Raw genomic sequence first — 25584 nt, forward strand, 5'->3', positions numbered from 1 at the left:
TGACGCCGCCGCTTGCCTGGGGGAGGCTAGGCGTTTTCCCAGGCAAGGGGCAGGCAATGCTGATCGAACCTCACAAGGCCACACTGTTGGTCGTCGACATCCAGGAAAAACTCATCGGCGCCATGAGCGACCCCGAAGGCACGCACGCCCGGGCTCGCTGGCTAGTGGCGGCCAGTGCCGAGCTGGGGTTGCCGGTAGTCATCTCCGAACAGTATCCCCAGGGCCTGGGCCATACCCTGCCAGCGCTGCTCGCTGCAGCTCCGGCCGCTGAGGTGGTTGAAAAGAAGCACTTTTCCTGCGTCGCCGCCCAGTGCCTGCCCGACAGCCTGCTGGCCCGTGAGCAGGTGATCGTCTGCGGCATGGAAACCCACGTCTGCGTGCTGCAAACCGCCCTTGGTCTGCTCAGCCTGGGCAAGCAGGTATTCGTGGTTGAGGACGCCTGTGACAGCCGTACCCCGGCGAACAAGGCGGCAGGATTGGCACGCATGCGCCAGGCGGGCGCCCAGGTAGTCACCCGGGAAATGGTCCTGTTCGAACTCATGGGCAGTGCCAGCCACCCGCAGTTCCGGCACATCAGCAAGACCTACATGGTCGGTGAACAGCCCTGAACGGGCGGCTGTTGACGGCTGGCCTGATGGCCCTGGCGTTGCTGCAGGGCTGCGCCGGGCGCCGTGAGGAAGAGCCCGAAGCCGACCCTGCCAAGGTACGCGCCCAGCTGTTGCGCCTGCTACCGTCCCAGGCCAAAGACCGGGAAGGGTGGGCCAAGGACATCCAGCAGGCATTCGAGGCCCAGCGCATCGCGCCGAACAAGAGCAACCTGTGTGCCGCGCTGGCGGTGACGGAGCAGGAGTCGACCTTCAACGCCGACCCGCAGGTGCCCAACCTGGGCCGTATCGCCCGCGAGGAAATCGACCGCCGCGCCGCGCGGCTGCATGTGCCGCGCCTGCTGGTCGATGGCGCGCTGAACACCACCTCGGGCAACGGCAAGACCTACCAACAGCGCTTGCTCGCGGTGCGCAGCGAAAAAGAACTGAGCGCGCTATACGACGAATTCATCGCCCGTCTGCCGCTGGGCAAGACCTTGCTCGGCGGCCTCAACCCGGTGCACACGGGCGGGCCGATGCAAGTCAGCGTCGCCTTTGCCGAACAGCATGCCAAGGACTATCCCTACACCTACAGCGGCACGGTTCGCCAGGAAGTGTTCACGCGCCGAGGAGGCATGTACTTCGGCATTGCCCACTTGCTGGGTTACCCCGCGCACTATGAGCGCCCGCTCTATCGCTTTGCCGATTTCAATGCCGGTTGGTATGCAAGCCGCAATGCGGCGTTTCAGGCGGCGTTGAGCCAGGTGACCGGGGTGAGATTGGCGCTCGATGGCGACCTGATTGCGCCTGGGGCGATCCTGCCGGGGAGCACTGAGCAGGCGGCGCGCAAGCTCGGGGTGAAGCTGGGGTTGCGCAATACGCAAATTCGCAGCCAGCTTGAGCTGGGTGATCGCCTGGCGTTCGAGGACAGCAAGCTGTACAGCGGGGTATTCGCCCTGGCCGATGCCGCCGCGGAAAAACCGGTGCCGAGGGCGGTGTTGCCGGGAATTGAGCTGAAGAGCCCGAAGATTACCCGCCAGCTGACTACCGCATGGTTTGCCGGGCGGGTGGATGAGCGTTATCAACGCTGCATGAAGCGTTAGCGGGCTGTACTGGCCCCTTCCCGGGCTTGCCCCGCGAAAGGGCCCGTGAGGGCAGCATCAACCCTCGCTCAGTGCCCCAACCACCTGATCGACGCTGGCCTTGAGCCCGGCCACCGCATCCTCCGGATCGCTCTCCACCACCAGCAGCGTCGCCCCACTGGCCTCGATCACGGCAGCGACCGCTGCCTGCGGCTGCCGATGGTCCAGCACCAGGGCCACATCCTGCGCTTTCAGGTTTTGCGCCAACGCCTTGAGCGCCGCCTTGTCCCACTTGCCATCGGTAGGCAACGCCTGCTCTACCACATCCAGATTCAAGCCGCTGGCCAGGTACCCAAGACGCTCGGACAGGCTGACCACGCTCAGGTTGTCGACCTGGGCGAGCGCTGTCTGGCTTTTGGCGGTCAATTCCAGCAGTTGCCGCTTGAGCGCCGCCAGGTTTTCCTGAATTCGCGCCTTGTCCGCAGGTGCCAGACGCTCCAGGTCGTTGGCCAGAACGTCTGCCATGCGCCCCAGGTTGGTTGGGTTCAACCAGGGGTAGGTGCTGTAGGCCTCGTCGCCATTGACCGCAATACCTGGCAGTGCGCCATCCACCGGCTGCGCGGCATCGATTTCGACAATGCGGATGTTGCTGCGCCGGGCCATTGGGTACAACGGGTCATCACGCCAGATCGAACGTACGCCGATCACCGCGTCGGCCTGCAGCGCCGCCTTTGCCAGGCTGGCCGCCCCACGGTTGCTGAAGTACGACGGTTGCCGGCTGGCTGGCACGTTACCTGGCGCGGCACGCTTGAGTTGCACTGACGTACCCTTGAGCAGGGTGCTTGCCAGGCTGTGGGTGACGGGCAGGGTGGTCAGTACTTGCGTGGCCAGGGCCCATGAGGGCAGGGCGGCCAGTGCCAGTACCACGGTCAACTGTTTCAGGTTCATGCCGGGTTTCCTTGCAGGCGTGGAACGAGGGCGCGGGCCAGGGCCGCGAGGGCGAAGCACATGCCCGCAACCAGAATGATCGCGGCGCCCGAGGGCACCGGCAGGTCGAAGACGATCGGCAGCAGAATGCCGCACAGTGTGCTCAGCGTGGCGATCAGCACCGAGATGAAGAAAAAGCCCTTGAGCGACTGGCTCACCAGCCGTGCGGCCGCAGCTGGAATCACCAGCAGCGCGCCCACCAGAATCGCCCCGATGACTTTCACCGAGGCCACGGTAACTAAGGTCACCAGCACCACGAACAGGTAGTCCAGGGTCTTCACCGCTACCCCACGCACGGCCGCCAGTTGCGGGTTGAAGCTGGCCAGCATGATGCGGTTGTACAGCGGCAGGGCTAGTGCCAACACCATCACCGCGACCATGCCGAGCACCACCAGGTCCTGGCCGCTGACTGTCAACACTGAGCCGAACAGTACGTTTTCCAGGATGTGCACGTTGATCTTGCCCGCCAGCATCAGCAGCAGGCTCGCGCCCAGCGCCAGCGACACCGAGAGAAACACGCCGATCAGCGTGTCCGGCGAAAGCCCAGTACGGTTGCGCAGGAAGTTGAGCAGAATGCCGAACAACAGGCAGTAACCGAACAGGCTGCCATAAGGGCCGGTGTAAGGTTCGCCGAGCAGAATGCCGATGGCCACACCGGTGAGTGCGGCGTGGCCGACAGCCTCGGAGAAGAAGGCAAAGCGCTTGACCACCACGAGCGTTCCCAGGCCGCCCAGCACCGGGCCGATCATCAGGCCGGCCAGCAGCGCGTTGATGACAAAACCGTAGGCCAGCGCCTCCGGCAGGTAGCCAGCGCCGGCCCATTCCTGGACCACTTGGCGAAAGGTTTCATAGCTCATCAGGTGCGGCCCTCACTGCGCGGGTGGACGGAGAACAGGCCAAGCAGGCGCTCTGGGGTCAGGGCCTGGGCAGGCGGGGCGTCGAACAGTACCTGGCGGCTCAGGCCGGTGACCCGGTCGGCCAGGCGCAACACCGCTGCAAGGTCATGCTCGATCCACAGCACGGTCGTACCGGCCTGGCGCCAGCCCTGTAGCAATTGCTCGAACACCTGGATGCCCGCTTCGTCGAGTGCCGACATCGGCTCGTCCAGCACCAGCAGCTGCGGCTCGGGGATCAACCCCTGGGCGAGCAGCACTCGCTGACGCTCGCCCCCGGACAATGCCCCCATGCGTCGTTTGCGCTTGTCGAGCATACCCACCCGGGCCAGTGCCGCATCGATCGCCGGCTGTACCCGGCGTGACAGGCCGAGGAACGCCGGGCGCTGTTGGCACATCGCAGCCATGAAATCATCCACGGTCATGGGCAGGCCACGGTCGAACTCCAAGGCCTGTGGCACATAGCCGATCACCTGCCGTTCACCTGGCCAGTGCAGGGTCAGTTGACCCTGGTGCGGCATCTGCCCCAGCAAGGTCTTGATCAGCGAGCTCTTGCCGCCGCCGTTGGGCCCGACGATGGCGTGTACGCTGCCGGGGCTGACATTGAAACTGACCTGCTCGAGAATGCGCGTGCGGCCCAGCGTGAGGTTTATACCGGCAAAATCGATCCGCGGCCCGTCCGCGGCCCTGATGCTGGCTGCGGCGGTCATGCGCGGTTCTCCTGGATGGCGCGTACCACGGTATCGAGGTTGCGCTTCATCTCCACTTCGTATTTCTCAGGGGTGTACTCGCCGTAGGAGATATGCGTCAGCGGGTACAGGCGCACGCCGGACTCGCGCTGGATGGTCTGGACATAGGCGGAAGGGAAGTCCATCTCCGAGAAGATCACCCTCACGTCCAGGGCCTTGAGCTGGTCGATGGTTTTCTTGAGCTGTGCCGGGCTTGGCTCGATGCCGTGGGCGGGCTCGACCACGGCGGTGACCTCCAGGCCGAAGTCACGCACCAGGTAGTCGTAGGCGGCGTGAATGGTCGCCACGCGGAAGTCAGCACCCGGCGCTTCGGTGACCTTGGCCAGGGCTTGGGCACGCAAGGTGCGCAGCCGCTTGGCGTAGGCGCGGGCGTTCTGGGTGTAGAAGGCAGCATTGTCCGGGTCGAGCTTGCCCAGCTCGCGGGCAATGTTGTTGACCTGGGCGATGGTGGTGCTGATGGACAGGAACGTGTGCGGGTTGACCACTTTGCCGGCGCCGCGCGCGGCGATACCGGTGGCCGCCAGCAAGGGTACGTTCTGGTTGGCCTCGATGGTCTTGATCTGAGGCTTTTCGCTGGCGGCGATCATGCGGTCGGCGAAATCGTCATGGCCCACACCGTTGAGCACGACCACATCCAGGCTACCGATGCGCTTGATGTCCTCGGCCCGCGGCTCGTAGGCATGCGGGTTGAAACCCGCCGGGATCAGCGGTACCACTTCGGCCTTGTCGCCGACGATATTGCTCACATAGCTGTAGTAAGGGTGCAGCGTGATGCCGATGCGCAGGGGCCTGCCGGGGTCGGCCAGGGCAAGCAGCGGCATGGCGCAGGCAAGGATCAGGGCGAATGCGGAGCGGAACATGGGCGATTCCTTGGATTCAGTGACGGTGTTCGCGGGTGACCCCGGCGTCGTAGTGGCTGACCACCTGCTGCCAGCCAGCGGCGATCAATGCAGCCTGGCCGAGGTCGTCCGGGGTGACGGCGGCGCTGTCGCGGCGTAGCCAGACATCGGCCTGGCCGCTGCTGTCCCCCGGCAGGATCAGCAGGAAGCTGCCGGCGAGCTGTGGATCCTGACTGCGACCCAGGTAGGCACCGGTCTGCAGCCACAGCCACTGGTGGCTGCCGCGGCTTTGGCTGCCGGCGTCCTCCACGAACGGCGGCAGGCTTTCCGCTGCCAAGGCGTCCACGCCTGGCACGGCGGCAGTTTCCTCGCGCAACAGTTGGATTTCGTCGAACGCGACGCGCAGGTCGGTATAGATGCCCTGTTCAGCGGCTGTCAGGTCGCGGCGCGCATCAACCTGGTGGCTGGCGATGGCCTGCTCGTCCTCGCGCTCCCCACGCATCCACACTACGGTGGCGGCAAGGACGACGATCAGCAGGCTGATCAGCACCACGTAAAGGGTTTCATGCCCGGCCCCGGCCGGGCGTACCACCTGGGTACGGCGCATGGTCGGGTTATTCATGGTTGCGCGATGTCGGCGTAGTCGACTTCCACCACATGGCCTGGGCCGGCGTCGAACAGCACATAGAATTCGCCATCCGGGCGCTTGAAGGTCAGGGTCGAATCTTCGCCAAGCTTGCCACCGACCAGTACCTGCTCGTCATAACCGATCACGTCCAGGGTCACGCCAGGGGCGCCGCTGCCATCCGAGAAGCCACCGGTGCATCTGACCTGGCCACCGTCCACTTCTTCACATTCGCACATCGGGTTGTGCGCCAGGGCCGGGCCTGCGGCCAGCACCAGCAAGGGCAGGGCGAGCCTGCGCATCAGGTGTTTCATGGTTTGCCTCCTTTTTTCTCGAGCCAGGCCACGGTGGCTGGCGACGCCTTGGCCAAGGGCACCGACGCTTGGTGCATGCTGCCGTCCCAGCCTTCGATGGTGATCCACACCTGCGCATCAGGTTGGGTGCGTGGTGGTATGGGCAGGTTCGTGCCCATGCGGTAGGGCGCGCCGAAGAAGATGGTGCCGGCGGCGCGCAGGCTGCGGGGCTTGCCAATGCGCAGGTAGACGGCCTTGACGTCGCTGATGCAGGCCTTGCACAGCGCGGCGTTGAACAGCTTGAAATGGCCCGCCGTGCCGTCGGCGCGAGGGGGTTCGCTACGCAGTTCGGCCAGGTCGAGGCTGTAAGGGCCCACCTGAATGTCGTTGATCGGGTTCACCCCCAACCCGGCATCACCGCGAAACAGCTTGGCATCGGCAAAATACTTGGGCATGAACCCCAAGGGGATGAGGATGAGCAAGATGTTCAGGTGGAAGCGCCATTTCAGCCACAGCTGTTTGAGGGGGCGGTTGGGCAGGGCCTGGGACTGGCTCATGGGCGTATCTCCACGGGGTTGTCGCTGCCTGACGTGCGGGTAGGGGGCGTGCGCTCGCTGCGTTTGAGGGCGGCTGCGGTCGCCTGGGCGGTGCGCTTGGTCCAGATCAACAGGCCACTGAATACCATCAGGGTCAGGATCAGGCCGAAGAAGAACCACACCAGTTTGATCGGCAGGCCGCCAAAGTCACCGGTGTGCAAGGGGCGCATGGATTCGGTGACGAACTCCAGGGCAGAGCGGTCCGCAAGCAGGAACTGGCTGTCTACCACGCGGGTATAGGGATTGACCTCGGCCGTCTGGTACATCAACGGGTACCAGCCGCGCCCGCCCAGGCTGATATGGCTGTAGGCGGTGGCGGGCAGGGAGATGAAGCTGATGTCCAGGCCCGGGATGGCCAGGCCGGCGATGCGCGCGGCTTCGTCCAGGTCGATGCGCGGTGCTGGGCTGCCGTCGCTGGTCAGGGGTACATCTTCGCGGGCGATCACCGGCACGATCGGTTCGCTGGATATCGTGATCTGGTTGTCGAACAGGATCGCCCGGATCAGGAACCAGACCCCGGTGATGGCAATGACGGCGATAAACCATATCGACCAGACGCCCGCCAGGCGATGCACGTCGCCCCAAAAGATCCGCGAGCCGTGGCCCGTGCGCACCGGCTTGAAAAAGCCCTTCCAGAATTTTTTGTACACCACCAGCCCGGTGACCAGCGACGCCAGCATCGGCAGGCCGAGCAGCGAGACCAGGTACCAGCCCCAGCTGAAGCCGTTGGTGAAAGGCACCAGCCACCAGCCGTGCAGGGCGCGGGTGAACGCTTCGAAATTGAAGTCCGGGCTCTTGCCCTGGATGGCCCCGGTGTACGGGTTGACGTACAGCGTCGGGCTGGTGCCGTCGGGGTAGGTCACACTGGCTGTGAGGGCGAAGTGAGAGCCGTCGGGCTGGCTCAGTGAGCGCACCATCATTTGCGGCTCGGCGTGGTTCAGCGCGCTCAGCACTTGCTGAAAGCTCAGCCGTTCGGCGCTGTCGTCGGGCTTGCTGGCACGGACATCGGGGTTGGCCAGCCAGACGATTTCCTGGCTGACCACCGCGAGCATGCCGGTAAAGCAGACAATCAGCACGAAGAACCAGATCGGCAGGGCGAGCCAGCTGTGCACGAGGAACCACAACTTGGACTTGGATTTTTTCTGAGATTTGGCCATCGGTCGTCTTCTGAAATAGGGGGCGAGCACATGCCCAGCCAAAGGGGCTGCATCTATAAGGACGAATGAGAATGGAAATCCTGCCGATTTAAGTGAAAGCAAATGTTTCAGAATGCACAAAGCCGACAGCGCGCCCTTAGGCACCCTGTCGGCGTTGTCATGGTTTGAACGCTATCAGGCGCTGGTCAGGGCGACCGCTGCTGGCGTTTTGTCGAGCTGACGCGCTAAGTCGTGGTACAGCGCCTGGCCGATTTCTGCGGCGCGGGAGGGCAGTACCGACAGCAATGTGTCGCTCAGGCCATGGCTGTTCTCGCAGAAGCCTTGCAGGTAAACCGAGGCTTGCAGGTCCGGGCTGGTCAGTACCCGATAGTTGCGGTCGACGCTGAAGTCGTCCAGGTAGCCCGCCAGCGGTGCCAGCAGGTCGCGGTGTGAACGGCGCTCGTAGCCCGTGGCGAGAATCACTGCATCGTAGCGGTGGGTCTGCTGCTGGCCGGTCGCCAGGTCACGCAGGGTCAGCTCGATGCCATCGCGGGTGGCCACCACCGCCTCGACCTGGCGACGGCATAGCACGTTGTGGCGGAACTGGTGCGATACCTTCTGACGGTAGAGGATGCCGTAGATGCGCTCGATCAGGTCCAGGTCGACTACCGAGTAGTTGGTGTTGTGGTATTCGCCCAGCAGCTTGGCCCGCTGGTCGGCCGGCTCGTTGTAGACCAGGTCGGTGTAGTCCGGCGAGAAAATTTCGTTGACGAACGGGCTGTCGTCGGCGGGTTTGAGCGCAGAGCCGCGTAGGATCATGTCGACCTTGACCGACGGGTAGCTGTCGTTGAGGTCGATGAAGGCTTCCGCGGCGCTCTGGCCAGAGCCGATCACTGCGATGCGCATAGGTTTGCCCTCGGTGCAGGGCAGTTTGTCGAGGCTGCTCAAATACTGCGAGTGGTGGAAGACGCGCGGGTCATCCTTGAACGCGCCGAATTTTTCCGGGATTTTCGGCGTGCCGCCACTGCCGACCACTACCGAGCGGGTTCGTCGGCTGTATTCACGGCCTTGGGTATCGCAGGACACCAGGCGCAGATGCTCCACACGGCCGCCTTTCACTTCCGGCTCGATACGCAGCACCTCCTCACCATACACGGCCTGTGCGGCGAAATGCTCAGCCGCCCAGCGCAGGTAATCGTTGTACTCCAGGCGGCAGGGGTAGAACGTACCGAGGTTGATGAAGTCGGCCAGACGCTGCTTCTGGTGCAGGTAGTTGACGAAACTGTAGGGGCTGGTCGGATTGCGCAGCGAAACCAGGTCCTTGAGGAAAGAAATCTGCAGTTCGCTCTGGGTGGCCAGGGTTTCTCCGTGCCAGCGGTATTCCTTCTGCTTGTCGATGAACAGGGCGTCGAGTGCGTGGCCCTGGCTCTGCGCGAGTTCTTCCAGGGCGATGGCCAAGGCCAGGTTGGAAGGGCCGAAGCCCACGCCTATCAGGTCTTTGATGGTTTCCGGGTGTGAAGACTGGCTCATGGCTGCGATTCCATAATGGTCGAATGTGGACGCCCGCCGGGGCTCCGGCTCCTGCGCAAGTACATTGGTTGGAACGAGCCACGTTGTGGGGAATTTACTGAACGGCGAGGGGGGGGTGAACGGCTGACGCTAAAGATCTGCGTCAGGCCGCCGATAGGCAGGGCATCGCACGGACCCGTTCACAGCAGGGAGAACGTCATGGTAGGTATTACAGCAGTCATCAACAGCAGCAATTCGGCCCAGGTACTCAACGCCGGCCAGGCAGCCAAGGACAAGGAAACCGAGAAAACCGAGGAGGGCCGCTCTACGACGCAGGTCGATACTTCCAAGCTGCGCAACGGCGGCCAGGCTCAAGGCGCTGAAGAAAGTAGCGCAAGTGAAGAGCCGGGATACATCAAGCAGTTGCGTGAGATGATCAAGCGCATGCAAAAGCAGCTGGCTGACGAACAGAAGCAGTTGGCCGACCTGATGGCACAGAAGGACGAGGGCACCAAGCTTGCGGCGGTAACGGCCAAACAGGCCAGCATCTCGACCCTGACCGGCGAGATCATGAAGGCTACTGCGCAGCTGCTCGAAGCCCTGGCCAAAACCGGTGGCAGCAGCGCCGGTGGCTCGGTCAACACCCAGGCCTGAGGCAGCCCGACACCCGCCCCATCATCACTGGCGTCTCGACGATGAGGCGGGGCCGGTCTAGTGCTACTCCGATGCCAATCGGCTCTTGTTCTGGCGGTCCGACTTGTACTGCATCGCCACCGCCGGTGCTGGCTTGGCCGCGCCTGTTTCCAGCCATTGACGCATGCGGCTGGCATCGGCGAAGTGGGTGTATTTGCCGAAGGCGTCGAGGATCACCATGGCCACCGGGCGGTTGTCCATGCGGGTCAACAGCACCAGGCAATGGCCTGCCTCATTGGTGAAGCCCGTCTTGGTCAGCTTGATGTCCCAGTTGCTCTTGTTCACCAGGTGGTCGGTATTGCGGAACCCCAGCGTGTAGTTGGGCTTGCGGAAAGCCACGGTCTTCTCGCGGGTGGTCGACAGCTCGCTCAGCATCGGGTATTTGCGCGATGCCATCAGCAGCTTGGCCAGGTCGCGGGCGTTGGAAACGTTCTGCGTCGACAGGCCTGTGGGCTCAACGTAGCGGGTATGGCTCATGCCCAGGCTGCGCGCCTTGGCATTCATGGCTTTGATGAAGGCCGGGTAACCCCCCGGGTAATGGTTGGCCAGGGTCGTGGCGGCGCGGTTTTCCGACGACATCAACGTGATCAGCAGCGTTTCGCGGCGGTTGAGCTCACTGCCCAGGCGTACCCGCGAATAGACACCTTTCATGTCCGGGTTGTTGGCGATGGTCATGGTGAGCATCTCATCCATGGGCAGCTTGGCGTCCAGCACCACCATCGCGGTCATCAGCTTGGTCACTGAGGCAATGGGGACTACGCGGTCGGCATGGCTGGAATACAATTCCTGGTTGCTGTTCAGGTCGATCAGCAGCGCACTGCCTGATGCCAGGTGCAATTTGGACGGGTCGCGTTGAACCTGGGCCGGGGGTTGTGCAGCAGCGGTCGACGGAAGGGTCGCGGTTCCTGTGAGCAACAGCAGCAGGCTGAGGATGGACAGGGATGTTTTCACGTTGAGGCTCACTAAAGGTTGGTATGTCGTTGGCTGTGCAAGGGTTTTCCCCCTAAAAACCGCTCGCATTCTGGAGTATGGCTTAATCCCTGTCGAATGCCTTATGACTAAAGGGCGCAACGTGAACGAAATTTAATCCTGCTCTCAAAATGGTATGGATGAACGCAGACGTAGAAATCGCCCGCCGATGCCGCGACCATTGATGATGTCGTTGTTCAGTGGCAACGGCTCCTGCACAGGATGCCAGGGGATGAACAAAAAAAGGCCCGCCAGAGGCGGGCCGGAAGAGGCGTAGGGAGCAACGCACAACAAATACTTCAAGCCAGCAGGCAAGCCTCCTGCAGCTGTTCGGCCAGCGCCTGGGCAGAGGCCCGGCTGGCCAGCGGGCCGCTTACGGCTTCACCGTTGCGCACCAAGTACCAGCATGCCAGCAGGCCTTGCTCGCGCAGGGTAGTAGGGACAGCGCTGCCGACGACGGACATGATCTGGATAGCGGCCATGGGAGACCTCCTGTGAAACATGGCCCTACCTTACGCAGCCGCCGGCGCGGTTTGAAATCAACTCGCTCAATAGTGCTCATCAGTTTTATCAACGGTTACCAGCGTGGCGGCCCGTAATACACCGGCGGCGGGCCATAGCGGTACACCGGCGGCGGTGCAGGCACGTAGTACGGTTGGTAATAGACCGGCGGTGGCGGCGCCTGTACATACACTGGCGGCGGCGAATAATAAGCAGGTTGACGTTCGACGTAGACGGTCCGGTCGTGGCCACCGGAAACTGTCGCCCCGACCACAGCCCCGACGACGGCCGCACCGAGCAGGGGACCAGGGCCATACCAGCCACCACCGTGGGCGCAGGCCTGCCCACTGATGGCCAGGGCACCGACCAGCAGGGCGATTCCGGGGATAAGACGGTTCATGAGACTTCCTCGTAAGAAAACCCCGCGCTTGGGGCCTTACTACTATGACTCTGTGCACTGTCAGCTGAGTACACGGGAACGGTAAAGGTTGTGTAAGGGACGACAAGCGGTGGGCTCTGTTACGCTGAACAAACGTTTCAGTCATGAAGAAGGAGCAGGTTATGGCGGCAACTCCCAGCAGAGACACTGTGCTGTGCATTTCTCTTGCCGGTCGCCCCGGCCACTTTGGCGTGCGCTTTCATAACCACCTGTACCAGCAACTTGGGCTGGATTTCTATTACAAGGCGATGAGCACCGATGACCTGCCGGCTGCTGTGGCAGGTATCCGTGCGCTGGGCATACGGGGGTGCGGGGTATCGATGCCCTACAAGGAAGCGTGCATGGCCTTGGTCGATGAAATCGACCCCTCCGCCGCTGCGATCGAGTCGGTCAATACGCTGGTCAACACCGCCGGGCACCTCAAGGCGTACAACACCGACTACCTGGCGGTGCGCCAGTTGCTTGAGCAACATCAGGTAGACCCGGCCACCGCCTTCGCCCTGCGTGGCAGCGGGGGCATGGCCAAGGCGGTGGCCAGCGCCCTGCGTGATGCCGGGTTCCAGGAAGGGATCATCGTGGCGCGTAACGAGCAGGCCGGGCGGCAGCTGGCCGATCTGTGTGGCTACCGTTGGGTCGCCGACCTGGGTGATCTGTGCCCTCCAATGCTGGTGAACGTGACGCCGATCGGCATGGCGGGTGGGCCGGAGGCCGAGCAGCTTGCGTTCAGCGAGAACGCCATTGCCGCCGCCGAGCGGGTGTTCGATGTGGTGGCGCTGCCAGCACAAACACCATTGATTCGGCAGGCACAGGCGCTGGGCAAGCCGGTGATTACCGGGTTGGAGGTGATTGCATTACAGGCGCTTGAGCAGTTCGTACTGTATACCGGCGTGCGGCCGACTCAAGCGCAGATTGATGCTGCGGTGAAGTACGCACGGGATATCTAGGTTGGGTGCCGGCTCTTCACGGGCCAAACCACCCCACTGGTTGTGCGCCCAGCGCGATGGCGTGGCCAACCGTTGGTGGTGAGCTTGGCCCGCGAAAGGGGCATTTGCACCATTGCATCAGGAGGCACTGTGCTCCCTGTCCAGCCGCTCATCCACCAAGGCCCGGCCATGGGCCAGGGACACATGCTGAGCATGCTCAAGGTCCGAGAAGAACTTCATCGGCATCGATATTCGTTTGCTGGTATGGCCTTGCGGGTCGGTGATCAGGCAACCGGCGGCATAGGGAAGGGGAGAGTCGGGGTGAGGCATCACGCTGGCGGTGATGGTGTGGTCGCGGTATTCACAGTGAAGAGATTGCATCGTCCTTACCTCGCTGTGGCATGTGAAGCGCTTACTTTCATATACCACAGCGAGAGGCCGGGAGTTCCCGGCCCGACGAACGAAGACTGCCGTAGGGTCAGCCTTTGACTTCGGTTGGCTGGATTACTTCGACCCAGTAGCCGTCCGGGTCCTTGATGAACGCCAGGTGGTTCATGCGACCGTCAGCCAGGCGCTTCTGGAACGGTACGTTCAGCGCCTCGAAACGGGCGCAGGCAACGTGCACGTCCGGAACCGAAATGCAGATATGGCCAAAGCCACGCGGGTCGGTGTTGCCATTGTGGTAGGCGAACGCTGGGTCGCTTTCGGTGCCGTGGTTGTGGGTCAGCTCCAGCACGCCAGGGATCGACTTCATCCACTGGTGGCGCTCGTGGTCGTCGGCGGGGATTTGCGCGGGGTCGACCAGGGCCAGGAAGTACAGGCTGAAGGCCGCTTCCGGAAAGTCACGCTTGTCGACCAGGCGGAAGCCCAGCACGCGCGTGTAGAAGTCCAGAGACTTCTCGATGTCCTTTACCCGCAGCATGGTGTGGTTGAAGACGAACTTGGCGGTGGCGGCGTCAGGTTGTGCGGTGACACCAGGCAGGGTTTGCAGATTTTGCAGGCTCATGGGAACTCCAGAGACGGGGCTGGCATCGATGCCAGCGCAACAGACAGGAGGGCCATGATACGGCAGTGAACCGATTGCGCAAATGAAAGCGCCCTGCAAGGGGCAGGGCGCTGGAAGAGAGGCCCGCATGTGCGGGCGCGTGATGGGGTCGCTAGTCCTTTAGCTGTTTCGATACTGAGCCAGTCCTTGTGAAAAAAGTGTGAAGCAGGCGTTGACGTTTCATCAGCGCAGCCAACTTTCCACGGTGGCAGCCCCGTATTCTTCTTTCCAGGCCTTGAGGCCGCGGTGGTTGCCACCTTTTGTTTCGATCTGCTCGCCGGTGTGAGGGTTTTCGTACACTTTCACCACGCGCGGTCGGCGTTGCTGTTTGGGCGCGCTGACCGCGCCGCGTGTAACGGCCTTCGGATCAAGAATAGCGATGATATCGCGCAGACTTTTGTCATAGCTTTTCATCAGGCCGACTAGTTTCTGCTCGAATTCGATTTCGCGTTTTAGGCCGGCATCCTTTTTCAGCGCTTCCAGTTGAGCCATTTGCTCCTGGAGCGCTTTTTCGGCAGCACGAAACTCTGCAAGTCTGGACACTGTAATCACTCCTGTACGTCTTTCGTGGCATGGCGTGACGAACATTGAACAGAAATCAACGCCGGCCACACGGGTGGGTGAAACTGTTCGCTGATATCGAGTGTAGACACTCGTGGCAATTGGGTAAACCGCAAACTTTTTCAAGTAAGACGGGAACTTTGCTAGTTTTCCGTACGGGCAGCCCGCGCATTTTTTGCAGTGCCGCTCCTGGCCTATAGACCATGGTCCAATGGCCCATGGTAGAGCCTTCGCGCGATCATTTCAGATGATGGTCGAGCCGTGTTCGGCCGTCTTGCCTCAGCGTGGCGCATGTCCGCCACGGTTTGTTTTTTGCCTTTCTTCTGGATGTTCCCTCGCATGTTTGCCCCTTTTCCTCTCGCCCCTGGGCGTCGTGTTGCCGGCCTGTTCCTTTTGTGTGCCGGTGCGCACGCCCAGGCTGCCGGTTTTCTTGAAGACAGCAGTGCCAAGGTCGAAGCACGCAATGTCTATTTCAACCGGGATTTCCGTGACGGCCACAGCAGTTCCAGCCAGGGAGCGTCAAAGCGCGAAGAGTGGGCGCAAGGCTTCATTCTCAATGTGCAGTCGGGTTATACCCAGGGCCCGGTAGGCTTTGGTGTGGACGCGTTGGGCATGTTTGGTATCAAGCTCGATTCCAGCCCTGCAGACAGTAACAGTGGCTTGTTGCCTTCTTCCGGTCATGATCCACGGCACTCCGCCGACCAGTACGCGAAGATGGGCCTGGCGGCCAAGGTCAAGGTCTCCAACACCGTGCTCAAGTACGGCTCGATGATGCCGGATGTGCCACTGTTGAAATACAACGATGGTCGCCTGTTGCCGACCATGTTCCATGGCGCCATGCTCACGTCCGAAGAAGTACACGACCTGAAGTTCACCCTGGCGCGCTTGAACCAGTACACCGCACGTGACTCTACCGACCGCCAGGACATTCGCGTGCATTGCAAGAACAAGCGCTACGCCTGCGATACCGAAGCCGACCACTTCGACCTGGCGGGGCTGGATTACCGTTTCAACGACCGGCTCAGCGCCCAGTACCAGGTGGCCAAGCTGGAAAACATCTACCGTCAGCACTTCCTGGGTCTGGTGGCCAGCCAGCCGCTCGCGGTCGGCAGCCTGTCGGCGGACCTGCGTCTGATCAAGAGCGATGACATCGGTAACGCCCGCGCGGGTGAAATCGACCACCGCGCGTTCAGCGGCATGCTCGGCTACAGCCTGGGTGGCCACAAGATCAGTGCGGGTTGGCAGCGCATGTATGGCGAAAGCGCCATGCCCTACCTCGATGGCACTAACCCTTACCTGGTCAACTACGCGCAGGTCAACGACTTTGCCGCTGCCCAGGAGCGCTCCTGGCAACTGCGCTACGACTATGACTTCAAGGCCCTGGGCGTGCCTGGCCTGACCTTCTTCACCCGTTACATCAATGGCGACCACATCAAGGTCCCCGGCAGTAACGCCGAAGGCAAGGAATGGGAACGCGACACCGAGTTCAAGTATCAGGTCCAGACCGGCACGTTCAAGGATGTCAGTGTGCGCCTGCGCAACTCCACCTACCGCAGCAACTACGAGAAATGGGCGCGTGACATGGACGAGACCCGTGTCATCGTCAGTTACAACTTCTCGATCTTCTGACGTCGCTTTGCCAAAACACCAGCAGCCGGCCGACAATGGTTGCTGGTTCCCGTCAGGGTTTGGGTAATGAAAGACGTGCTGCTTATTGGCATCGGGCCAGGTGATCCACGTCAGGTCACCTATGAGGCGGTCGATGCGCTGCGCCGCGCTACGGTATTCTTTGTTCTCGACAAGGGCTCGGGCAAGGATGAGCTGGTGCACCTGCGCAAGGCCATTCTCGAACGCTACCGCCCTGCGGGCGACTACCGCCTGGTGCAGGTGGCGGACCCGCAACGTGACGCGGAGGCCGCCGACTATGTGGCCGCGGTCCAGGGCTGGCACCGCCAGCGCGCCACGCTGTATGCCCGCCTCCTCACCGATGAGATGGGCGCCGGCGATATCGGCGGCTTTCTGTTATGGGGCGAGCCTGCCCTTTATGACAGCACCTTGCGCATTCTCCAGCTGGTTCGCGAGGGTGGCGTATCGCTGCGCCTGGAGGTCATCCCCGGTATCAGCAGCGTGCAGGCTCTGGCGGCGCGGCACCAGGTGCCGCTCAACCGTATTGGCGAGCCGTTGGTCGTGCTGCCGGGCCGCCGCCTGGCGGATCAGGGGCGAGTGAACAACGTGGTGGTGATGCTTGATGGGCAGTGCGCGTTTGCCGCGCTCGATGACCCTGAGCTGCTGATCTACTGGGGTGCGTACCTGGGCACCGAGGACGAGGTGCTGATTGCCGGGCCGTTGCCGTTGGTCAAAGCGCGGATATTACAGGTACGGGAGCAAGCGAGGGCGCGCAAAGGGTGGATCATGGATACCTACCTGTTGCGCAGGGAGCTGTCACCAGAGGTTGCCTGAACCGGCCCGATCACCGGCAGGCCGGCGCTCGGGCCAACACAGCGTTCACGCCTTACCGAGAATGGCGACCACCTTGTCACGCAACTGATCGATGCTGAATGGCTTGCCAATCATGTGCATACCCTCTGGCACGTCGAGGCTTTCGGAATAGCCACTGGCAAACAGCACCGGCAACGAGGGCCGCAGGGCACGCGCCTTGGCCGCCAGCACCTCGCCACGCATGTCCGGCAGGCCCACATCGGTCATCAGCAACGCCAGGGGCTGGCTTGGGTCTTCGAGGATCGCCAGTGCTGCCGTGGCGCAGTCTGCCTCCAAGGCCGCATAGCCCAGTTCGTCGAGCACTTCGATCATCAGCATGCGGACGATGTCGTCATCTTCGACTACCAAGAGGTGCATTGTTTGATCCTGTACCAGAAGAATGTCTTTATTCTGTGCGCCAGGCAGCGCCAGAAGTTCCCTGAGGATACCGTTGGTTGCAATTGGATGGAACGATTGAGGAACGCTGCCTTCAAATAGCGGCTAAATGCCTGCCGAAGCCCGCAAAGGTGGTTAGACTCGCTGCTAACCGGTAAGTGGGTGGCAGGCAGGAACAGGCTTCATTCGCCACACCGTTCAATGGACTTTTCGCTCAGGCGTTTTCAGATGATTCAAGCAGCCTCGATGGACCAACAAAGCTTCCGCAAGCTGTTGAGCCGCAACATCGGCTTGCCCTTGGGGGTGGGTCTGCTCGGTGCCGTGGCCTTTGTCGCGGTGATCAATTACCTGCTGTCGGCCATGCAATGGGTCGAGCATACCGACCGGGTCATCGGCAATGCCAACGAAACGGTCAAGCTGTCGATCGACATGGAAACCGGTATGCGCGGCTTCCTGATTACCGGTGACGAAAGCTTTCTCGACCCCTACGAGGTGGCCAAACCGAAGATTCTCGGCAGCCTGCGCAGCTTGCGCGGCCTGGTCGAAGACAACCCGCAGCAGGTTGACCGTATCGACCGTCTGATAGCCCTGCAGCAGGCCTGGAACGACTTCGGCGGTGAGATGATCGCCCAGCGTCGTAATGGCGGCGACTACCGTCAATCGATCGGCAATGGCCGGGGCAAACGCATCACCGACGAAATCCGCAAGGAGTTCGACGGCCTGGTGAGTACCGAGCAGCAACTGCGCATGGCCCGTAACGAGAAGGTCAACAGTGTCACGGTCACCGCCATTTCGGTCTTCGTGTTGTTCATCGTCGGCCTGAGCGGGCTGCTGGCCTACCTGGGGCGGCGCGACCTGGTGGCCTTGTCTAGCAGCTACGACGACAACCTCAAGGCCCAGCAGCGCTCGGCCGAGCGCCTGGAGCACCAGGCTTGGCTGCGCAACGGCCAGACACAACTGGCCGAACAGGTGCTGGGGCAACTGACCTTGCCAATGCTGGGCGACAACATTCTGCGTTTCTTTGCCAGCTACCTGGGCAGCGTGGTCGGCGCCCTGTACGTGCGCGACGGGCACGGGCGCCTGGTGCGGGTGGCCACCTATGGCCTGGACGCCCAGGAGCAGGCCCGCGAACAGGTGGTGGCCGCCCATGACGGCCTGCTGGCCCAGGCGGTACGTGAAGGCCGGCTGCTGCGCCTGGACGACTTGCCTAAAGACTACTACCACCTGAGTTCCGGTTTGGGCAGCGGTCTGCCGCGCAGCGCCTTGCTGATGCCGGCCAGCGACGACGGCCAAGTCAACGGCGTGATCGAACTGGGCTTCCTGCGCCCGTTGCAGGAGCGTGACGATGAGTTGCTCGAGCGTGTCGGCGGCAACCTGGGCATGTCTATCGAAAGTGCCCGTTATCGCCAACGCCTGCAGGAGGTGCTGGCAGAGACCCAGCAGCTCAACGAAGAGTTGCAGGTGCAGCAGGAAGAACTGAAGACCGCCAACGAAGAGCTCGAAGAGCAGTCGCGCGTGCTCAAGGAGTCGCAGGCCCATCTGGAAACCCAGCAAGCCGAACTCGAGCAGACCAACGAGCAACTGTCCGAACGCACCGAAGCCCTGGACCGCAAGAACGACGAATTGAGCCAGGCCCAGCGCGAGCTGCAGGCCCGCGCCGACGACCTGCAGCGTTCGAGCAAATACAAGTCCGAGTTCCTTGCCAACATGTCCCATGAGCTGCGCACGCCGCTCAACAGCTCGCTGATCCTGGCCAAGCTGCTGGCCGAGAACGGCGAGGGTAACCTCAGCGCCGAGCAGATCAAGTTCGCTGAGTCGATCTATTCGGCCGGCAACGACTTGCTGAACCTGATCAACGATATCCTCGACATCGCCAAGGTCGAGGCCGGCAAGCTCGACGTGCGCCCCGAGACCACCCAGCTGGCTCGCCTGGTCGAAGGCTTGCGGGGTATGTTCCTGCCGCTGGCCGAACAGAAGGGGCTGTCCTTCGAGGTCAAGCTCGACGGGCATGTGCCGGCCACCCTGTTCACCGACCGCCAGCGCCTGGAGCAGATCCTCAAGAACCTGCTGTCCAACGCCATTAAGTTTACTGACCATGGCCAGGTCAGCCTGACCATCAGCCACCAGGCCGGCACCGGCATCGTGTTCGCCGTGCGCGATTCTGGCATCGGCATCGCTACCGAGCAGCAGCAGGCGATTTTCGGCGCCTTCCATCAGGTCGACGGCAGCAGCAACCGCCGCTACGGCGGCACCGGTCTGGGCTTGTCGATTTCCCGCGACCTGGCCCATCTGCTGGGCGGGCAGATCAGCGTCGACAGCAGCCCCGGCCAGGGCAGCGTGTTCAGCCTGATCATGCCGGAACGTTACGAGGCCGAGGCCGACGAAGTGGAGGCGCTGAGCCTGCGCCCGGCGGTCGACACCTTACCGCCAGTACCAGAGGCAGCGGCACCGGCAGCGCCCAAACTGCCGGCAGCGGCATTTGCCGATGACCGTGAGCGTGCACCGTTCGGCAACCGCTGCATCCTGGTGATCGAGGACGAGCCGAACTTCGCCCGTATCCTCTTCGACCTGGCCCACGAACTGGGCTACAGCTGCCTGGTGGCCCACGGTGCCGACGAGGGCTTCGAGCTGGCGGCGCGGTACATTCCCGATGCCATCCTGCTGGACATGCGCCTGCCCGACCATTCAGGGCTTACCGTGCTGCAACGCCTCAAGGAACAGGCCGGCACCCGGCACATTCCGGTGCATATCATTTCGGTGGAGGACCGCGTCGAGGCGGCCATGCACATGGGCGCAGTGGGCTATGCCGTCAAGCCCACCAGCCGCGAAGAACTCAAGGAAGTGTTCGCTCGCCTTGAGGCCAAGCTGACGCAGAAGCTCAAGCACATCCTGCTGGTGGAAGACGACGACCTGCAGCGTGAGAGCATCGCCCGTCTGATCGGCGATGACGATGTCGAGATCACTGCCGTGGCCATGGCCCAGGATGCCCTGGCGCTGTTACGCGAGAACATCTACGACTGCATGATCATCGACCTCAAGCTGCCGGACATGCTGGGCAACGAGCTGCTCAAGCGCATGACCGCTGAAGACATCCGCTCGTTCCCGCCGGTGATTGTGTACACCGGTCGCAACCTGACCCGTGAAGAAGAAGCCGACCTGCTCAAGTATTCGCGCTCGATCATCATCAAGGGCGCCCGCTCGCCAGAGCGTCTGCTCGACGAAGTGACGCTGTTCCTGCATAAAGTCGAGTCTCAGTTGTCCCATGAACGCCAGCGCATGCTCAAGACCGCGCGCAGCCGCGACAAGGTATTCGAGGGCCGCAAGGTGCTGCTGGTGGATGACGATGTGCGTAACATCTTTGCCCTGACCAGCGCCCTGGAACACAAGGGCGCCATTGTCGAGATCGGCCGCAACGGGCGCGAAGCCATCGAGCGCCTCGAGCAGCACGACGACATCGACCTGGTCCTGATGGACGTGATGATGCCGGAAATGGACGGCTTCGAGGCCACCCGCCTGATCCGTCTGCAACCGCGCTGGCGCAAGCTGCCGATCATTGCCGTGACGGCCAAGGCGATGAAGGATGACCAGCAGCGTTGCCTGCAGGCCGGTGCCAATGATTACTTGGCCAAACCGATCGATCTGGACCGCCTGTTCTCGTTGATCCGCGTATGGCTGCCGCAACTGGAGCGAATTTGACTAGCGAGCGCAACACCGACATTGAAATCCGGCTGCTGATCGAGGCGATCTACCTCAAGTACAGCTACGATTTCCGCAACTATTCTGGCGCTTCGATCAAGCGTCGGATCCTCCATGCCCTGCGCCAGTTCGACTGCCTGACGGTGTCGGCATTGCAGGAGCGGGTGCTGCACGACCCCGGCATGTTCATGCAGTTGCTGCAGTTCCTGACGATCCCGGTCAGCGAGATGTTCCGCGATCCAAGCCACTTCCTTGCGTTGCGCAACGAAGTGGTGCCGCTGTTGCGCACCTGGCCTTCGATCAAGGTGTGGATCGCGGGCTGCAGCACCGGCGAGGAGGTGTACTCGATGGCCATTCTCCTGCGTGAGGAAGGCCTGCTCGAGCGCACCATCATCTACGCCACCGACATAAACCCGCATTCGCTGGAGAAGGCCAAGCAAGGCATCTACTCAATGCAGAGCATGCGCGAATACGAGCAGAGCTACCGCCTCGCCGGCGGGCGTCGTGATTTCGCCGAGTACTACACCGCCGCCTATGGCAACGCCATCATGGACAGCACCCTGCGCGAAAACGTGACCTTCGCCGATCATAGCCTGGCGACCGACAGCGTGTTTTCCGAAACCCAGCTGGTGTCTTGCCGCAACGTGCTGATCTATTTCAACAAGGAACTGCAGGACCGCGCTTTGGGCCTGTTCCATGAGTCGTTGTGCCACCGCGGCTTTCTGGTGCTGGGTAGCAAGGAGTCAGTGGATTTCTCGGCTTACAGCGAGCGCTTCGAGCCGCTGGTCAAGCCCGAACGGATCTACCGCAAATCATGAAGGGCGTGCGTGCGGTAGTGATAGGGGCCTCTGCCGGCGGCGTGGCGGCATTGTTCACGGTGCTCGGCAGCCTGCCGGCGGGCTTCGATTTCCCGGTCATGTGCGTGCTGCATTTGCCCGACGATCGCCACAGCCGCCTGGCCGAGGTGCTGCAGCGCCGGCTGCACCGTCCGGTGCAGGAAGCCTGCGACAAGCAGGCCATCGCCCCAGGGCAGATCTATGTGGCGGGGCCGGCTTACCACCTCTCCGTAGAACGCGACTTCAGCTTGTCGCTGAGCCAGGAAGAGCCGGTGCATTTCTCGCGCCCGGCCATCGATTTTCTGTTTACCTCGGCGGCCGATGCCTATGGCCCCGAGCTGCTTGGCGTGCTGCTCACCGGTGCCAACGAAGACGGCGCCAAGGGCCTTGCCTATATCAAGAACAGCGGCGGCCGGACCGTGGTCCAGGACCCCCGCGACGCACAGGTGGCGCTGATGCCGGAGGCCGCCCTGGCCCTTCACCAGCCTGACCATATACTTTCTCTGAGCGGAATCGAGCAGTTGCTCGCGACCCTGGAACCCTGCGCATGCTAAGCCACACCACCGCCAAACTGCTGATCGTCGACGACCTGCCGGAAAACCTGCTGGCCCTCGACGCCCTGATTCAGGGCGTAGACCGCGAGGTGCACCAGGCCCAGTCTGCAGAAGCGGCATTGTCGCTGTTGCTCGAACACGAATTCGCCCTGGCCATCCTCGATGTGCAGATGCCGGGTATGAATGGCTTCGAGCTTGCCGAGCTGATGCGTGGCACGGAAAAGACCCGCAATATACCGATCGTCTTCGTCACGGCCGCCGGACGAGAGATGAACTACGCCTTCAAGGGCTACGAAAGTGGTGCGGTGGATTTTCTGCACAAGCCGCTGGACACCTTTGCGGTAAAGAGCAAGGTCACGGTATTCGTCGACTTGTACCGGCAGCGCAAGGTGCTTGACCGCCAGCTCCAGGCCCTGGAGCGAAGCCGCCAGGAGCAAGAGTTGCTGCTGGGGCAATTGCAGGTTGCCCGTGGCGAGCTGGAGCATGCGGTGCGCATGCGTGACGATTTCATGTCGATCGTCTCCCACGAAGTGCGCACGCCGCTCAATGGTCTGATCCTCGAAACGCAACTGCGCAAGATGCACCTGGCGCGTGGCAACCTCGATGCCTTCAGCGCCGACAAGCTGCAGGCGATGGTCGAGCGTGACGAGCGGCAGATCAACAGCCTGATCCGGTTGATCGAAGATATGCTGGATGTCTCGCGTATCCGCACTGGCAAGCTGTCGCTGCGACCCAAGCTGTTCGACCTTAGCCAACTGGTGCGCGGTCTGGTGGAAAATTTCGCCGCCCAGGCCTTGGCACTGGAGACGCATATCGACCTTCAGCGTTGCGAGCCGCTGCAGGGCGAGTGGGATGAATTTCGGATTGAACAAGTACTGGCCAACCTGTTGTCCAATGCATTGCGCTATGGCGAACGCCGGCCCGTACAGGTACGGGTGTTCGCGCAGAACGGCATGGCCTGCGTACAAGTGCAGGACAATGGCATCGGCATCAGCGGTGTCAATCAGCAGCGGATCTTCCAGCAGTTCGAGCGTGTGGCCACGCAACAGGCCAGCGGCGGGCTCGGGTTGGGGTTGTACATTTCGGAGCAGATCGTGCAGGCCCATGGCGGGCAGATCCAGGTCGAAAGCGAGGAAGGCAAGGGTGCCACGTTCACCCTTCGGTTACCGTTGACGAAGCGGGTAGAACAAAACGATCAGGTGCGGGCAACCTCTGCCTAAGCCTGGGGTCAGATGGCCAACTGTATGAATTTCAAGGCGTTGTCATGAGTGAAGATGCACAAGATGTGGTACTGGTAGTCGAGGATGAGCCGGCGATCCGCATGATCCTGCGCGACTACCTGTCGGGGGAGGGTTACCACGTACTGGTCGCCGAAGACGGTGAGCAGGCGTTCGCAATCCTGGCGAGCAAGCCGCACCTGGACCTGATGGTGACAGACTTCCGCTTGCCTGGGGGGATCTCCGGGGTGGAGATTGCTGAGCCCGCGGTGAAATTGCGGCCAGACCTGAAGGTGATTTTCATCAGTGGCTACCCGGCGGAAATTCTCGAGTCAGGCAGCCCGATCACCCGCAAGGCACCGATCCTGGCAAAGCCGTTTGACCTGGATACCTTGCACGAGCAGATCCAGTCGCTGTTGCGCTGAGGCGGCGGGCCCTTCGCGGGGCAAGCCCGCCTCCAGAGGTTTCGCCGCATCCCTTGGCATGGGGGGAACTGGGCGCGGGCTTGCCCTGCGAAGCGGCCCTGGCAGGCTATCGCAGCGTCCGCTCGATCCCACCGACCAGCAAGTTTTCCATCAGCTCCAACCCTTGCGCTTGAGGCAATGCTTTGAGCAACCCCGGCAGTTGGTTGAGCAACGTCGCCAGTACATGTGCTGTAGCGTCCAACGCACGCCCCGGCAGTTTCGCTTGCGGTGCAATCAAGCGCAGCAACCCTGCCTCATACCGCTTGCGCAACGATGCCAGGTGCGCCTGTTGCGCCTCACTCAAACAGCATAAATCGCGCTCGGCCAGGCGAAACTGCAAGGGGCGCTCGGCATGCAACTGCCAATGCGCCGCGATCAGGCACGACAACGCCGATGCCCCCCGGGCCATGGCGCGGCGGCCTTGGTCCAGGGTGGCCTGCAGCTCCTCGTACACCTCTTCGATCAAGTCGTACAGCAGGTCTTGCTTGCTCGGGAAATGGTGATACAACGAACCTGCGGTCAGCCCCACATGGGCCGCCAGCTCGCGCATGCTCACCTGGCCGAAGCCTTTCTCGGCAAACAGCGCCATGGCCCGGTCACGTCGCTCTTCAAAGTTGGCACAGCGCATTGCGGCATTGACCGGGGGCATGCTGCTTCGTCCTCAGTAGGTAAAGAAACCGCGGCCACTCTTGCGCCCCAGCCAGCCGGCCGCGACCATTTCCTTGAGCAGCGGCGCAGGGCGGTACTTGCTGTCGTTGAAGCCCTCATGGAAGGCCTCCATGATCGCCAGCAATGTATCCAGGCCAATCAGGTCCGCCAGGGCCAGCGGACCGATCGGTTGGTTGCAGCCCAGGCGCATGCCGGTGTCGATATCCTCGGCACTGGCCAGGCCCTCCTGACGCACGAAGATCGCTTCGTTGATCATCGGCACCAGGATGCGGTTGACCACGAACCCTGGGCGGTTACCGGCGGTGATCGGTGTCTTGCCCAACTTTTCGGTCACCAGCAGCGCCTGGGCATAGGTCCCGTCGCTGGTCTGCAGGCCACGGATGATCTCGACCAGGGCCATCATCGGCACCGGGTTGAAAAAGTGCACGCCGATGAAGCGTTCAGGGTGCTCGATACTGGCGGCCAACTGGGTGACCGACAGCGACGAGGTATTGGTGGCGATCAGGCAATCGGCCGTTACGTTAGCGGCGACCTGCTGGAGGATGCGCTGCTTGAGCTGGAGGTTCTCGGTGGCGGCCTCGATCACCAGATGGGCGGCGCTGAGCTGTGCGTAATCGGTGCTGGTGCGGATGCGCGTTCTGGCCGCTGCAGCGCGTTCGGCGTCGAGGGTGCCCTTGCTGACTTGGCGCTCCAGGTTCTTGCCCAAGGTGGCCACGCCACGCTCCAGCGCGGCGTCGGAAACATCCACCAACAGCACCTGGTAACCGGCCACTGCACACACCTGCGCGATGCCGTTGCCCATGGTGCCGGCGCCGATAACGGCGATCTGTTCAATGCTCATGGTTCTGTT

General features: G+C 62.3%; 29 protein-coding genes. 11 read left to right on the forward strand and 18 right to left on the reverse strand.

Annotated elements, in window-relative coordinates:
* Positions 1-56 precede the first annotated feature (56 nt).
* Positions 57-608, forward strand: a complete 552-nt coding sequence (locus L6D80_RS05645; RefSeq protein ID WP_054901537.1) for a hydrolase — start codon at positions 57-59, stop codon at positions 606-608.
* Between the two features lie 26 nt (positions 609-634).
* Positions 635-1687, forward strand: coding sequence for a DUF1615 domain-containing protein (locus L6D80_RS05650; RefSeq protein WP_176512892.1), 1053 nt, complete (start codon positions 635-637; stop codon positions 1685-1687).
* A 57-nt stretch (positions 1688-1744) separates the two neighbouring features.
* On the opposite strand, the gene L6D80_RS05655 is transcribed toward L6D80_RS05650, so the two are convergent.
* The 9 genes from L6D80_RS05655 to L6D80_RS05695 all read right to left on the reverse strand — a co-directional run bounded on the left by L6D80_RS05655 (position 1745) and on the right by L6D80_RS05695 (position 9314).
* A complete protein-coding gene (locus L6D80_RS05655) occupies positions 1745-2614 on the reverse strand; it encodes a metal ABC transporter substrate-binding protein (protein ID WP_176512893.1) in 870 nt (289 codons plus the stop codon).
* Positions 2611-3510 carry a metal ABC transporter permease gene (locus L6D80_RS05660; RefSeq protein WP_176512894.1) on the reverse strand — a complete coding sequence of 300 codons (900 nt, stop codon included), beginning with the start codon at positions 3508-3510 and terminating at the stop codon, positions 2611-2613. Before L6D80_RS05660 ends, L6D80_RS05655 begins: the two co-directional genes overlap by 4 nt.
* The gene (locus tag L6D80_RS05665; protein ID WP_176512895.1) at positions 3510-4256 is read right to left on the reverse strand and encodes a metal ABC transporter ATP-binding protein; all 747 of its coding nucleotides are present in this window, start codon (positions 4254-4256) and stop codon (positions 3510-3512) included. Before L6D80_RS05665 ends, L6D80_RS05660 begins: the two co-directional genes overlap by 1 nt.
* Positions 4253-5155, reverse strand: a complete 903-nt coding sequence (locus L6D80_RS05670) for a metal ABC transporter substrate-binding protein (RefSeq protein WP_176512896.1) — start codon at positions 5153-5155, stop codon at positions 4253-4255. Before L6D80_RS05670 ends, L6D80_RS05665 begins: the two co-directional genes overlap by 4 nt.
* Before the next feature lie 16 nt (positions 5156-5171).
* Positions 5172-5741, reverse strand: coding sequence for a DUF6162 family protein (locus L6D80_RS05675; RefSeq protein WP_176512929.1), 570 nt, complete (start codon positions 5739-5741; stop codon positions 5172-5174).
* 11 nt (positions 5742-5752) lie between these two features.
* A complete protein-coding gene (locus L6D80_RS05680) occupies positions 5753-6073 on the reverse strand; it encodes a hypothetical protein (protein WP_054901544.1) in 321 nt (106 codons plus the stop codon).
* Entirely contained in the window at positions 6070-6609 is a 540-nt protein-coding gene (locus L6D80_RS05685) for a thiamine pyrophosphate-binding protein (protein WP_176512897.1), read from the reverse strand. The genes L6D80_RS05680 and L6D80_RS05685 overlap by 4 nt, the downstream gene beginning before the upstream one ends.
* Positions 6606-7805 (reverse strand): PepSY-associated TM helix domain-containing protein, encoded by a 1200-nt coding sequence (locus tag L6D80_RS05690; RefSeq protein ID WP_054901546.1) that lies wholly within the window; start codon positions 7803-7805, stop codon positions 6606-6608. The genes L6D80_RS05685 and L6D80_RS05690 overlap by 4 nt, the downstream gene beginning before the upstream one ends.
* 174 nt (positions 7806-7979) lie before the next feature.
* Positions 7980-9314 (reverse strand): lysine N(6)-hydroxylase/L-ornithine N(5)-oxygenase family protein, encoded by a 1335-nt coding sequence (locus L6D80_RS05695; RefSeq protein ID WP_176512898.1) that lies wholly within the window; start codon positions 9312-9314, stop codon positions 7980-7982.
* 198 nt (positions 9315-9512) lie between these two features.
* On the opposite strand from L6D80_RS05695, the gene L6D80_RS05700 reads away from it, so the two are divergent.
* On the forward strand, positions 9513-9947 hold the full coding sequence (locus L6D80_RS05700) for a hypothetical protein (RefSeq protein ID WP_176512899.1): 435 nt from the start codon (positions 9513-9515) through the stop codon (positions 9945-9947).
* Between the two features lie 63 nt (positions 9948-10010).
* Here the strand turns inward: L6D80_RS05700 and pbpG are convergent, their stop codons facing one another.
* The 3 genes from pbpG to L6D80_RS05715 form a co-directional block, all read right to left on the reverse strand.
* Positions 10011-10937, reverse strand: a complete 927-nt coding sequence (gene pbpG, locus L6D80_RS05705) for a D-alanyl-D-alanine endopeptidase (RefSeq protein WP_223849219.1) — start codon at positions 10935-10937, stop codon at positions 10011-10013.
* Positions 10938-11254: 317 nt separating this feature from the next.
* Positions 11255-11437: a hypothetical protein gene (locus L6D80_RS05710; protein WP_054901550.1), complete on the reverse strand. Its 183-nt coding sequence runs from the start codon at positions 11435-11437 to the stop codon at positions 11255-11257.
* A 95-nt stretch (positions 11438-11532) separates the two neighbouring features.
* Positions 11533-11856, reverse strand: a complete 324-nt coding sequence (locus L6D80_RS05715) for a hypothetical protein (RefSeq protein ID WP_054901551.1) — start codon at positions 11854-11856, stop codon at positions 11533-11535.
* 161 nt (positions 11857-12017) lie between these two features.
* Between L6D80_RS05715 and L6D80_RS05720 the strand changes: the two genes are divergently transcribed.
* Positions 12018-12839 (forward strand): shikimate 5-dehydrogenase, encoded by an 822-nt coding sequence (locus L6D80_RS05720; protein WP_054901552.1) that lies wholly within the window; start codon positions 12018-12020, stop codon positions 12837-12839.
* A gap of 117 nt (positions 12840-12956) precedes the next feature.
* On the opposite strand, the gene L6D80_RS05725 is transcribed toward L6D80_RS05720, so the two are convergent.
* From L6D80_RS05725 to L6D80_RS05735, 3 genes are all read right to left on the reverse strand, one after another.
* Positions 12957-13199, reverse strand: a complete 243-nt coding sequence (locus L6D80_RS05725) for a hypothetical protein (protein WP_054901553.1) — start codon at positions 13197-13199, stop codon at positions 12957-12959.
* A gap of 97 nt (positions 13200-13296) precedes the next feature.
* Positions 13297-13824 carry a lactoylglutathione lyase gene (gene gloA, locus L6D80_RS05730; RefSeq protein WP_054901554.1) on the reverse strand — a complete coding sequence of 176 codons (528 nt, stop codon included), beginning with the start codon at positions 13822-13824 and terminating at the stop codon, positions 13297-13299.
* 222 nt (positions 13825-14046) lie between these two features.
* A complete protein-coding gene (locus L6D80_RS05735) occupies positions 14047-14406 on the reverse strand; it encodes a histone-like nucleoid-structuring protein, MvaT/MvaU family (protein WP_054901555.1) in 360 nt (119 codons plus the stop codon).
* Positions 14407-14763: 357 nt separating this feature from the next.
* On the opposite strand from L6D80_RS05735, the gene L6D80_RS05740 reads away from it, so the two are divergent.
* Entirely contained in the window at positions 14764-16053 is a 1290-nt protein-coding gene (locus L6D80_RS05740) for an OprD family porin (RefSeq protein ID WP_054901556.1), read from the forward strand.
* 66 nt (positions 16054-16119) lie between these two features.
* On the forward strand, positions 16120-16884 hold the full coding sequence (cobF, locus tag L6D80_RS05745; RefSeq protein WP_176512900.1) for a precorrin-6A synthase (deacetylating): 765 nt from the start codon (positions 16120-16122) through the stop codon (positions 16882-16884).
* Between the two features lie 45 nt (positions 16885-16929).
* Here cobF and L6D80_RS05750 read toward each other — a convergent pair whose 3' ends face one another.
* Entirely contained in the window at positions 16930-17280 is a 351-nt protein-coding gene (locus L6D80_RS05750; protein WP_054901558.1) for a response regulator, read from the reverse strand.
* Positions 17281-17526: 246 nt separating this feature from the next.
* Between L6D80_RS05750 and L6D80_RS05755 the strand changes: the two genes are divergently transcribed.
* From L6D80_RS05755 to L6D80_RS05775, 5 genes are read left to right on the forward strand one after another with little or no spacing between them, the layout of a single operon-like run.
* Positions 17527-20994, forward strand: a complete 3468-nt coding sequence (locus L6D80_RS05755) for a response regulator (protein ID WP_176512901.1) — start codon at positions 17527-17529, stop codon at positions 20992-20994.
* Complete coding sequence (locus L6D80_RS05760) at positions 20991-21812, forward strand: CheR family methyltransferase (RefSeq protein WP_054901559.1); 822 nt, start codon at positions 20991-20993, stop codon at positions 21810-21812. The genes L6D80_RS05755 and L6D80_RS05760 overlap by 4 nt, the downstream gene beginning before the upstream one ends.
* Positions 21809-22384 (forward strand): chemotaxis protein CheB, encoded by a 576-nt coding sequence (locus L6D80_RS05765; protein WP_054901560.1) that lies wholly within the window; start codon positions 21809-21811, stop codon positions 22382-22384. The genes L6D80_RS05760 and L6D80_RS05765 overlap by 4 nt, the downstream gene beginning before the upstream one ends.
* Positions 22378-23604 carry a hybrid sensor histidine kinase/response regulator gene (locus L6D80_RS05770; RefSeq protein ID WP_176512902.1) on the forward strand — a complete coding sequence of 409 codons (1227 nt, stop codon included), beginning with the start codon at positions 22378-22380 and terminating at the stop codon, positions 23602-23604. Before L6D80_RS05765 ends, L6D80_RS05770 begins: the two co-directional genes overlap by 7 nt.
* A 44-nt stretch (positions 23605-23648) precedes the next feature.
* Positions 23649-24026 carry a response regulator gene (locus tag L6D80_RS05775; protein WP_054901562.1) on the forward strand — a complete coding sequence of 126 codons (378 nt, stop codon included), beginning with the start codon at positions 23649-23651 and terminating at the stop codon, positions 24024-24026.
* A gap of 106 nt (positions 24027-24132) precedes the next feature.
* Here the strand turns inward: L6D80_RS05775 and L6D80_RS05780 are convergent, their stop codons facing one another.
* Positions 24133-24714, reverse strand: a complete 582-nt coding sequence (locus L6D80_RS05780; protein ID WP_054901563.1) for a TetR/AcrR family transcriptional regulator — start codon at positions 24712-24714, stop codon at positions 24133-24135.
* A gap of 12 nt (positions 24715-24726) precedes the next feature.
* On the reverse strand, positions 24727-25575 hold the full coding sequence (locus L6D80_RS05785) for a 3-hydroxybutyryl-CoA dehydrogenase (RefSeq protein ID WP_054901564.1): 849 nt from the start codon (positions 25573-25575) through the stop codon (positions 24727-24729).
* Between the last annotated feature and the right edge of the window lie 9 nt (positions 25576-25584).

It is taken from the genome of Pseudomonas ceruminis (assembly GCF_021602025.1).
Lineage (GTDB): Bacteria > Pseudomonadota > Gammaproteobacteria > Pseudomonadales > Pseudomonadaceae > Aquipseudomonas > Aquipseudomonas ceruminis.

Excerpts from the sequence above, each read along its gene's own strand:
- L6D80_RS05675 (WP_176512929.1), bottom strand. The coding sequence starts at position 5,741 with ATGCGCCGTACCCAGGTGGTACGCCCGGCCGGGGCCGGGCATGAAACC.
- L6D80_RS05785 (WP_054901564.1), bottom strand. The coding sequence starts at position 25,575 with ATGAGCATTGAACAGATCGCCGTTATCGGCGCCGGCACCATGGGCAAC.
- cobF (WP_176512900.1), top strand. The coding sequence starts at position 16,120 with ATGAAAGACGTGCTGCTTATTGGCATCGGGCCAGGTGATCCACGTCAG.
- L6D80_RS05700 (WP_176512899.1), top strand. The coding sequence starts at position 9,513 with ATGGTAGGTATTACAGCAGTCATCAACAGCAGCAATTCGGCCCAGGTA.
- L6D80_RS05770 (WP_176512902.1), top strand. The coding sequence starts at position 22,378 with ATGCTAAGCCACACCACCGCCAAACTGCTGATCGTCGACGACCTGCCG.
- L6D80_RS05680 (WP_054901544.1), bottom strand. The coding sequence starts at position 6,073 with ATGAAACACCTGATGCGCAGGCTCGCCCTGCCCTTGCTGGTGCTGGCC.
- L6D80_RS05650 (WP_176512892.1), top strand. The coding sequence starts at position 635 with ATGGCCCTGGCGTTGCTGCAGGGCTGCGCCGGGCGCCGTGAGGAAGAG.
- L6D80_RS05740 (WP_054901556.1), top strand. The coding sequence starts at position 14,764 with ATGTTTGCCCCTTTTCCTCTCGCCCCTGGGCGTCGTGTTGCCGGCCTG.
- gloA (WP_054901554.1), bottom strand. The coding sequence starts at position 13,824 with ATGAGCCTGCAAAATCTGCAAACCCTGCCTGGTGTCACCGCACAACCT.
- L6D80_RS05645 (WP_054901537.1), top strand. The coding sequence starts at position 57 with ATGCTGATCGAACCTCACAAGGCCACACTGTTGGTCGTCGACATCCAG.
- L6D80_RS05670 (WP_176512896.1), bottom strand. The coding sequence starts at position 5,155 with ATGTTCCGCTCCGCATTCGCCCTGATCCTTGCCTGCGCCATGCCGCTG.
- L6D80_RS05665 (WP_176512895.1), bottom strand. The coding sequence starts at position 4,256 with ATGACCGCCGCAGCCAGCATCAGGGCCGCGGACGGGCCGCGGATCGAT.
- L6D80_RS05715 (WP_054901551.1), bottom strand. The coding sequence starts at position 11,856 with ATGAACCGTCTTATCCCCGGAATCGCCCTGCTGGTCGGTGCCCTGGCC.
- L6D80_RS05725 (WP_054901553.1), bottom strand. The coding sequence starts at position 13,199 with ATGCAATCTCTTCACTGTGAATACCGCGACCACACCATCACCGCCAGC.
- L6D80_RS05660 (WP_176512894.1), bottom strand. The coding sequence starts at position 3,510 with ATGAGCTATGAAACCTTTCGCCAAGTGGTCCAGGAATGGGCCGGCGCT.
- L6D80_RS05755 (WP_176512901.1), top strand. The coding sequence starts at position 17,527 with ATGATTCAAGCAGCCTCGATGGACCAACAAAGCTTCCGCAAGCTGTTG.
- L6D80_RS05710 (WP_054901550.1), bottom strand. The coding sequence starts at position 11,437 with ATGGCCGCTATCCAGATCATGTCCGTCGTCGGCAGCGCTGTCCCTACT.
- L6D80_RS05690 (WP_054901546.1), bottom strand. The coding sequence starts at position 7,805 with ATGGCCAAATCTCAGAAAAAATCCAAGTCCAAGTTGTGGTTCCTCGTG.
- L6D80_RS05765 (WP_054901560.1), top strand. The coding sequence starts at position 21,809 with ATGAAGGGCGTGCGTGCGGTAGTGATAGGGGCCTCTGCCGGCGGCGTG.
- L6D80_RS05655 (WP_176512893.1), bottom strand. The coding sequence starts at position 2,614 with ATGAACCTGAAACAGTTGACCGTGGTACTGGCACTGGCCGCCCTGCCC.
- L6D80_RS05780 (WP_054901563.1), bottom strand. The coding sequence starts at position 24,714 with ATGCCCCCGGTCAATGCCGCAATGCGCTGTGCCAACTTTGAAGAGCGA.
- L6D80_RS05695 (WP_176512898.1), bottom strand. The coding sequence starts at position 9,314 with ATGAGCCAGTCTTCACACCCGGAAACCATCAAAGACCTGATAGGCGTG.
- L6D80_RS05775 (WP_054901562.1), top strand. The coding sequence starts at position 23,649 with ATGAGTGAAGATGCACAAGATGTGGTACTGGTAGTCGAGGATGAGCCG.
- L6D80_RS05685 (WP_176512897.1), bottom strand. The coding sequence starts at position 6,609 with ATGAGCCAGTCCCAGGCCCTGCCCAACCGCCCCCTCAAACAGCTGTGG.
- L6D80_RS05750 (WP_054901558.1), bottom strand. The coding sequence starts at position 17,280 with ATGCACCTCTTGGTAGTCGAAGATGACGACATCGTCCGCATGCTGATG.
- L6D80_RS05720 (WP_054901552.1), top strand. The coding sequence starts at position 12,018 with ATGGCGGCAACTCCCAGCAGAGACACTGTGCTGTGCATTTCTCTTGCC.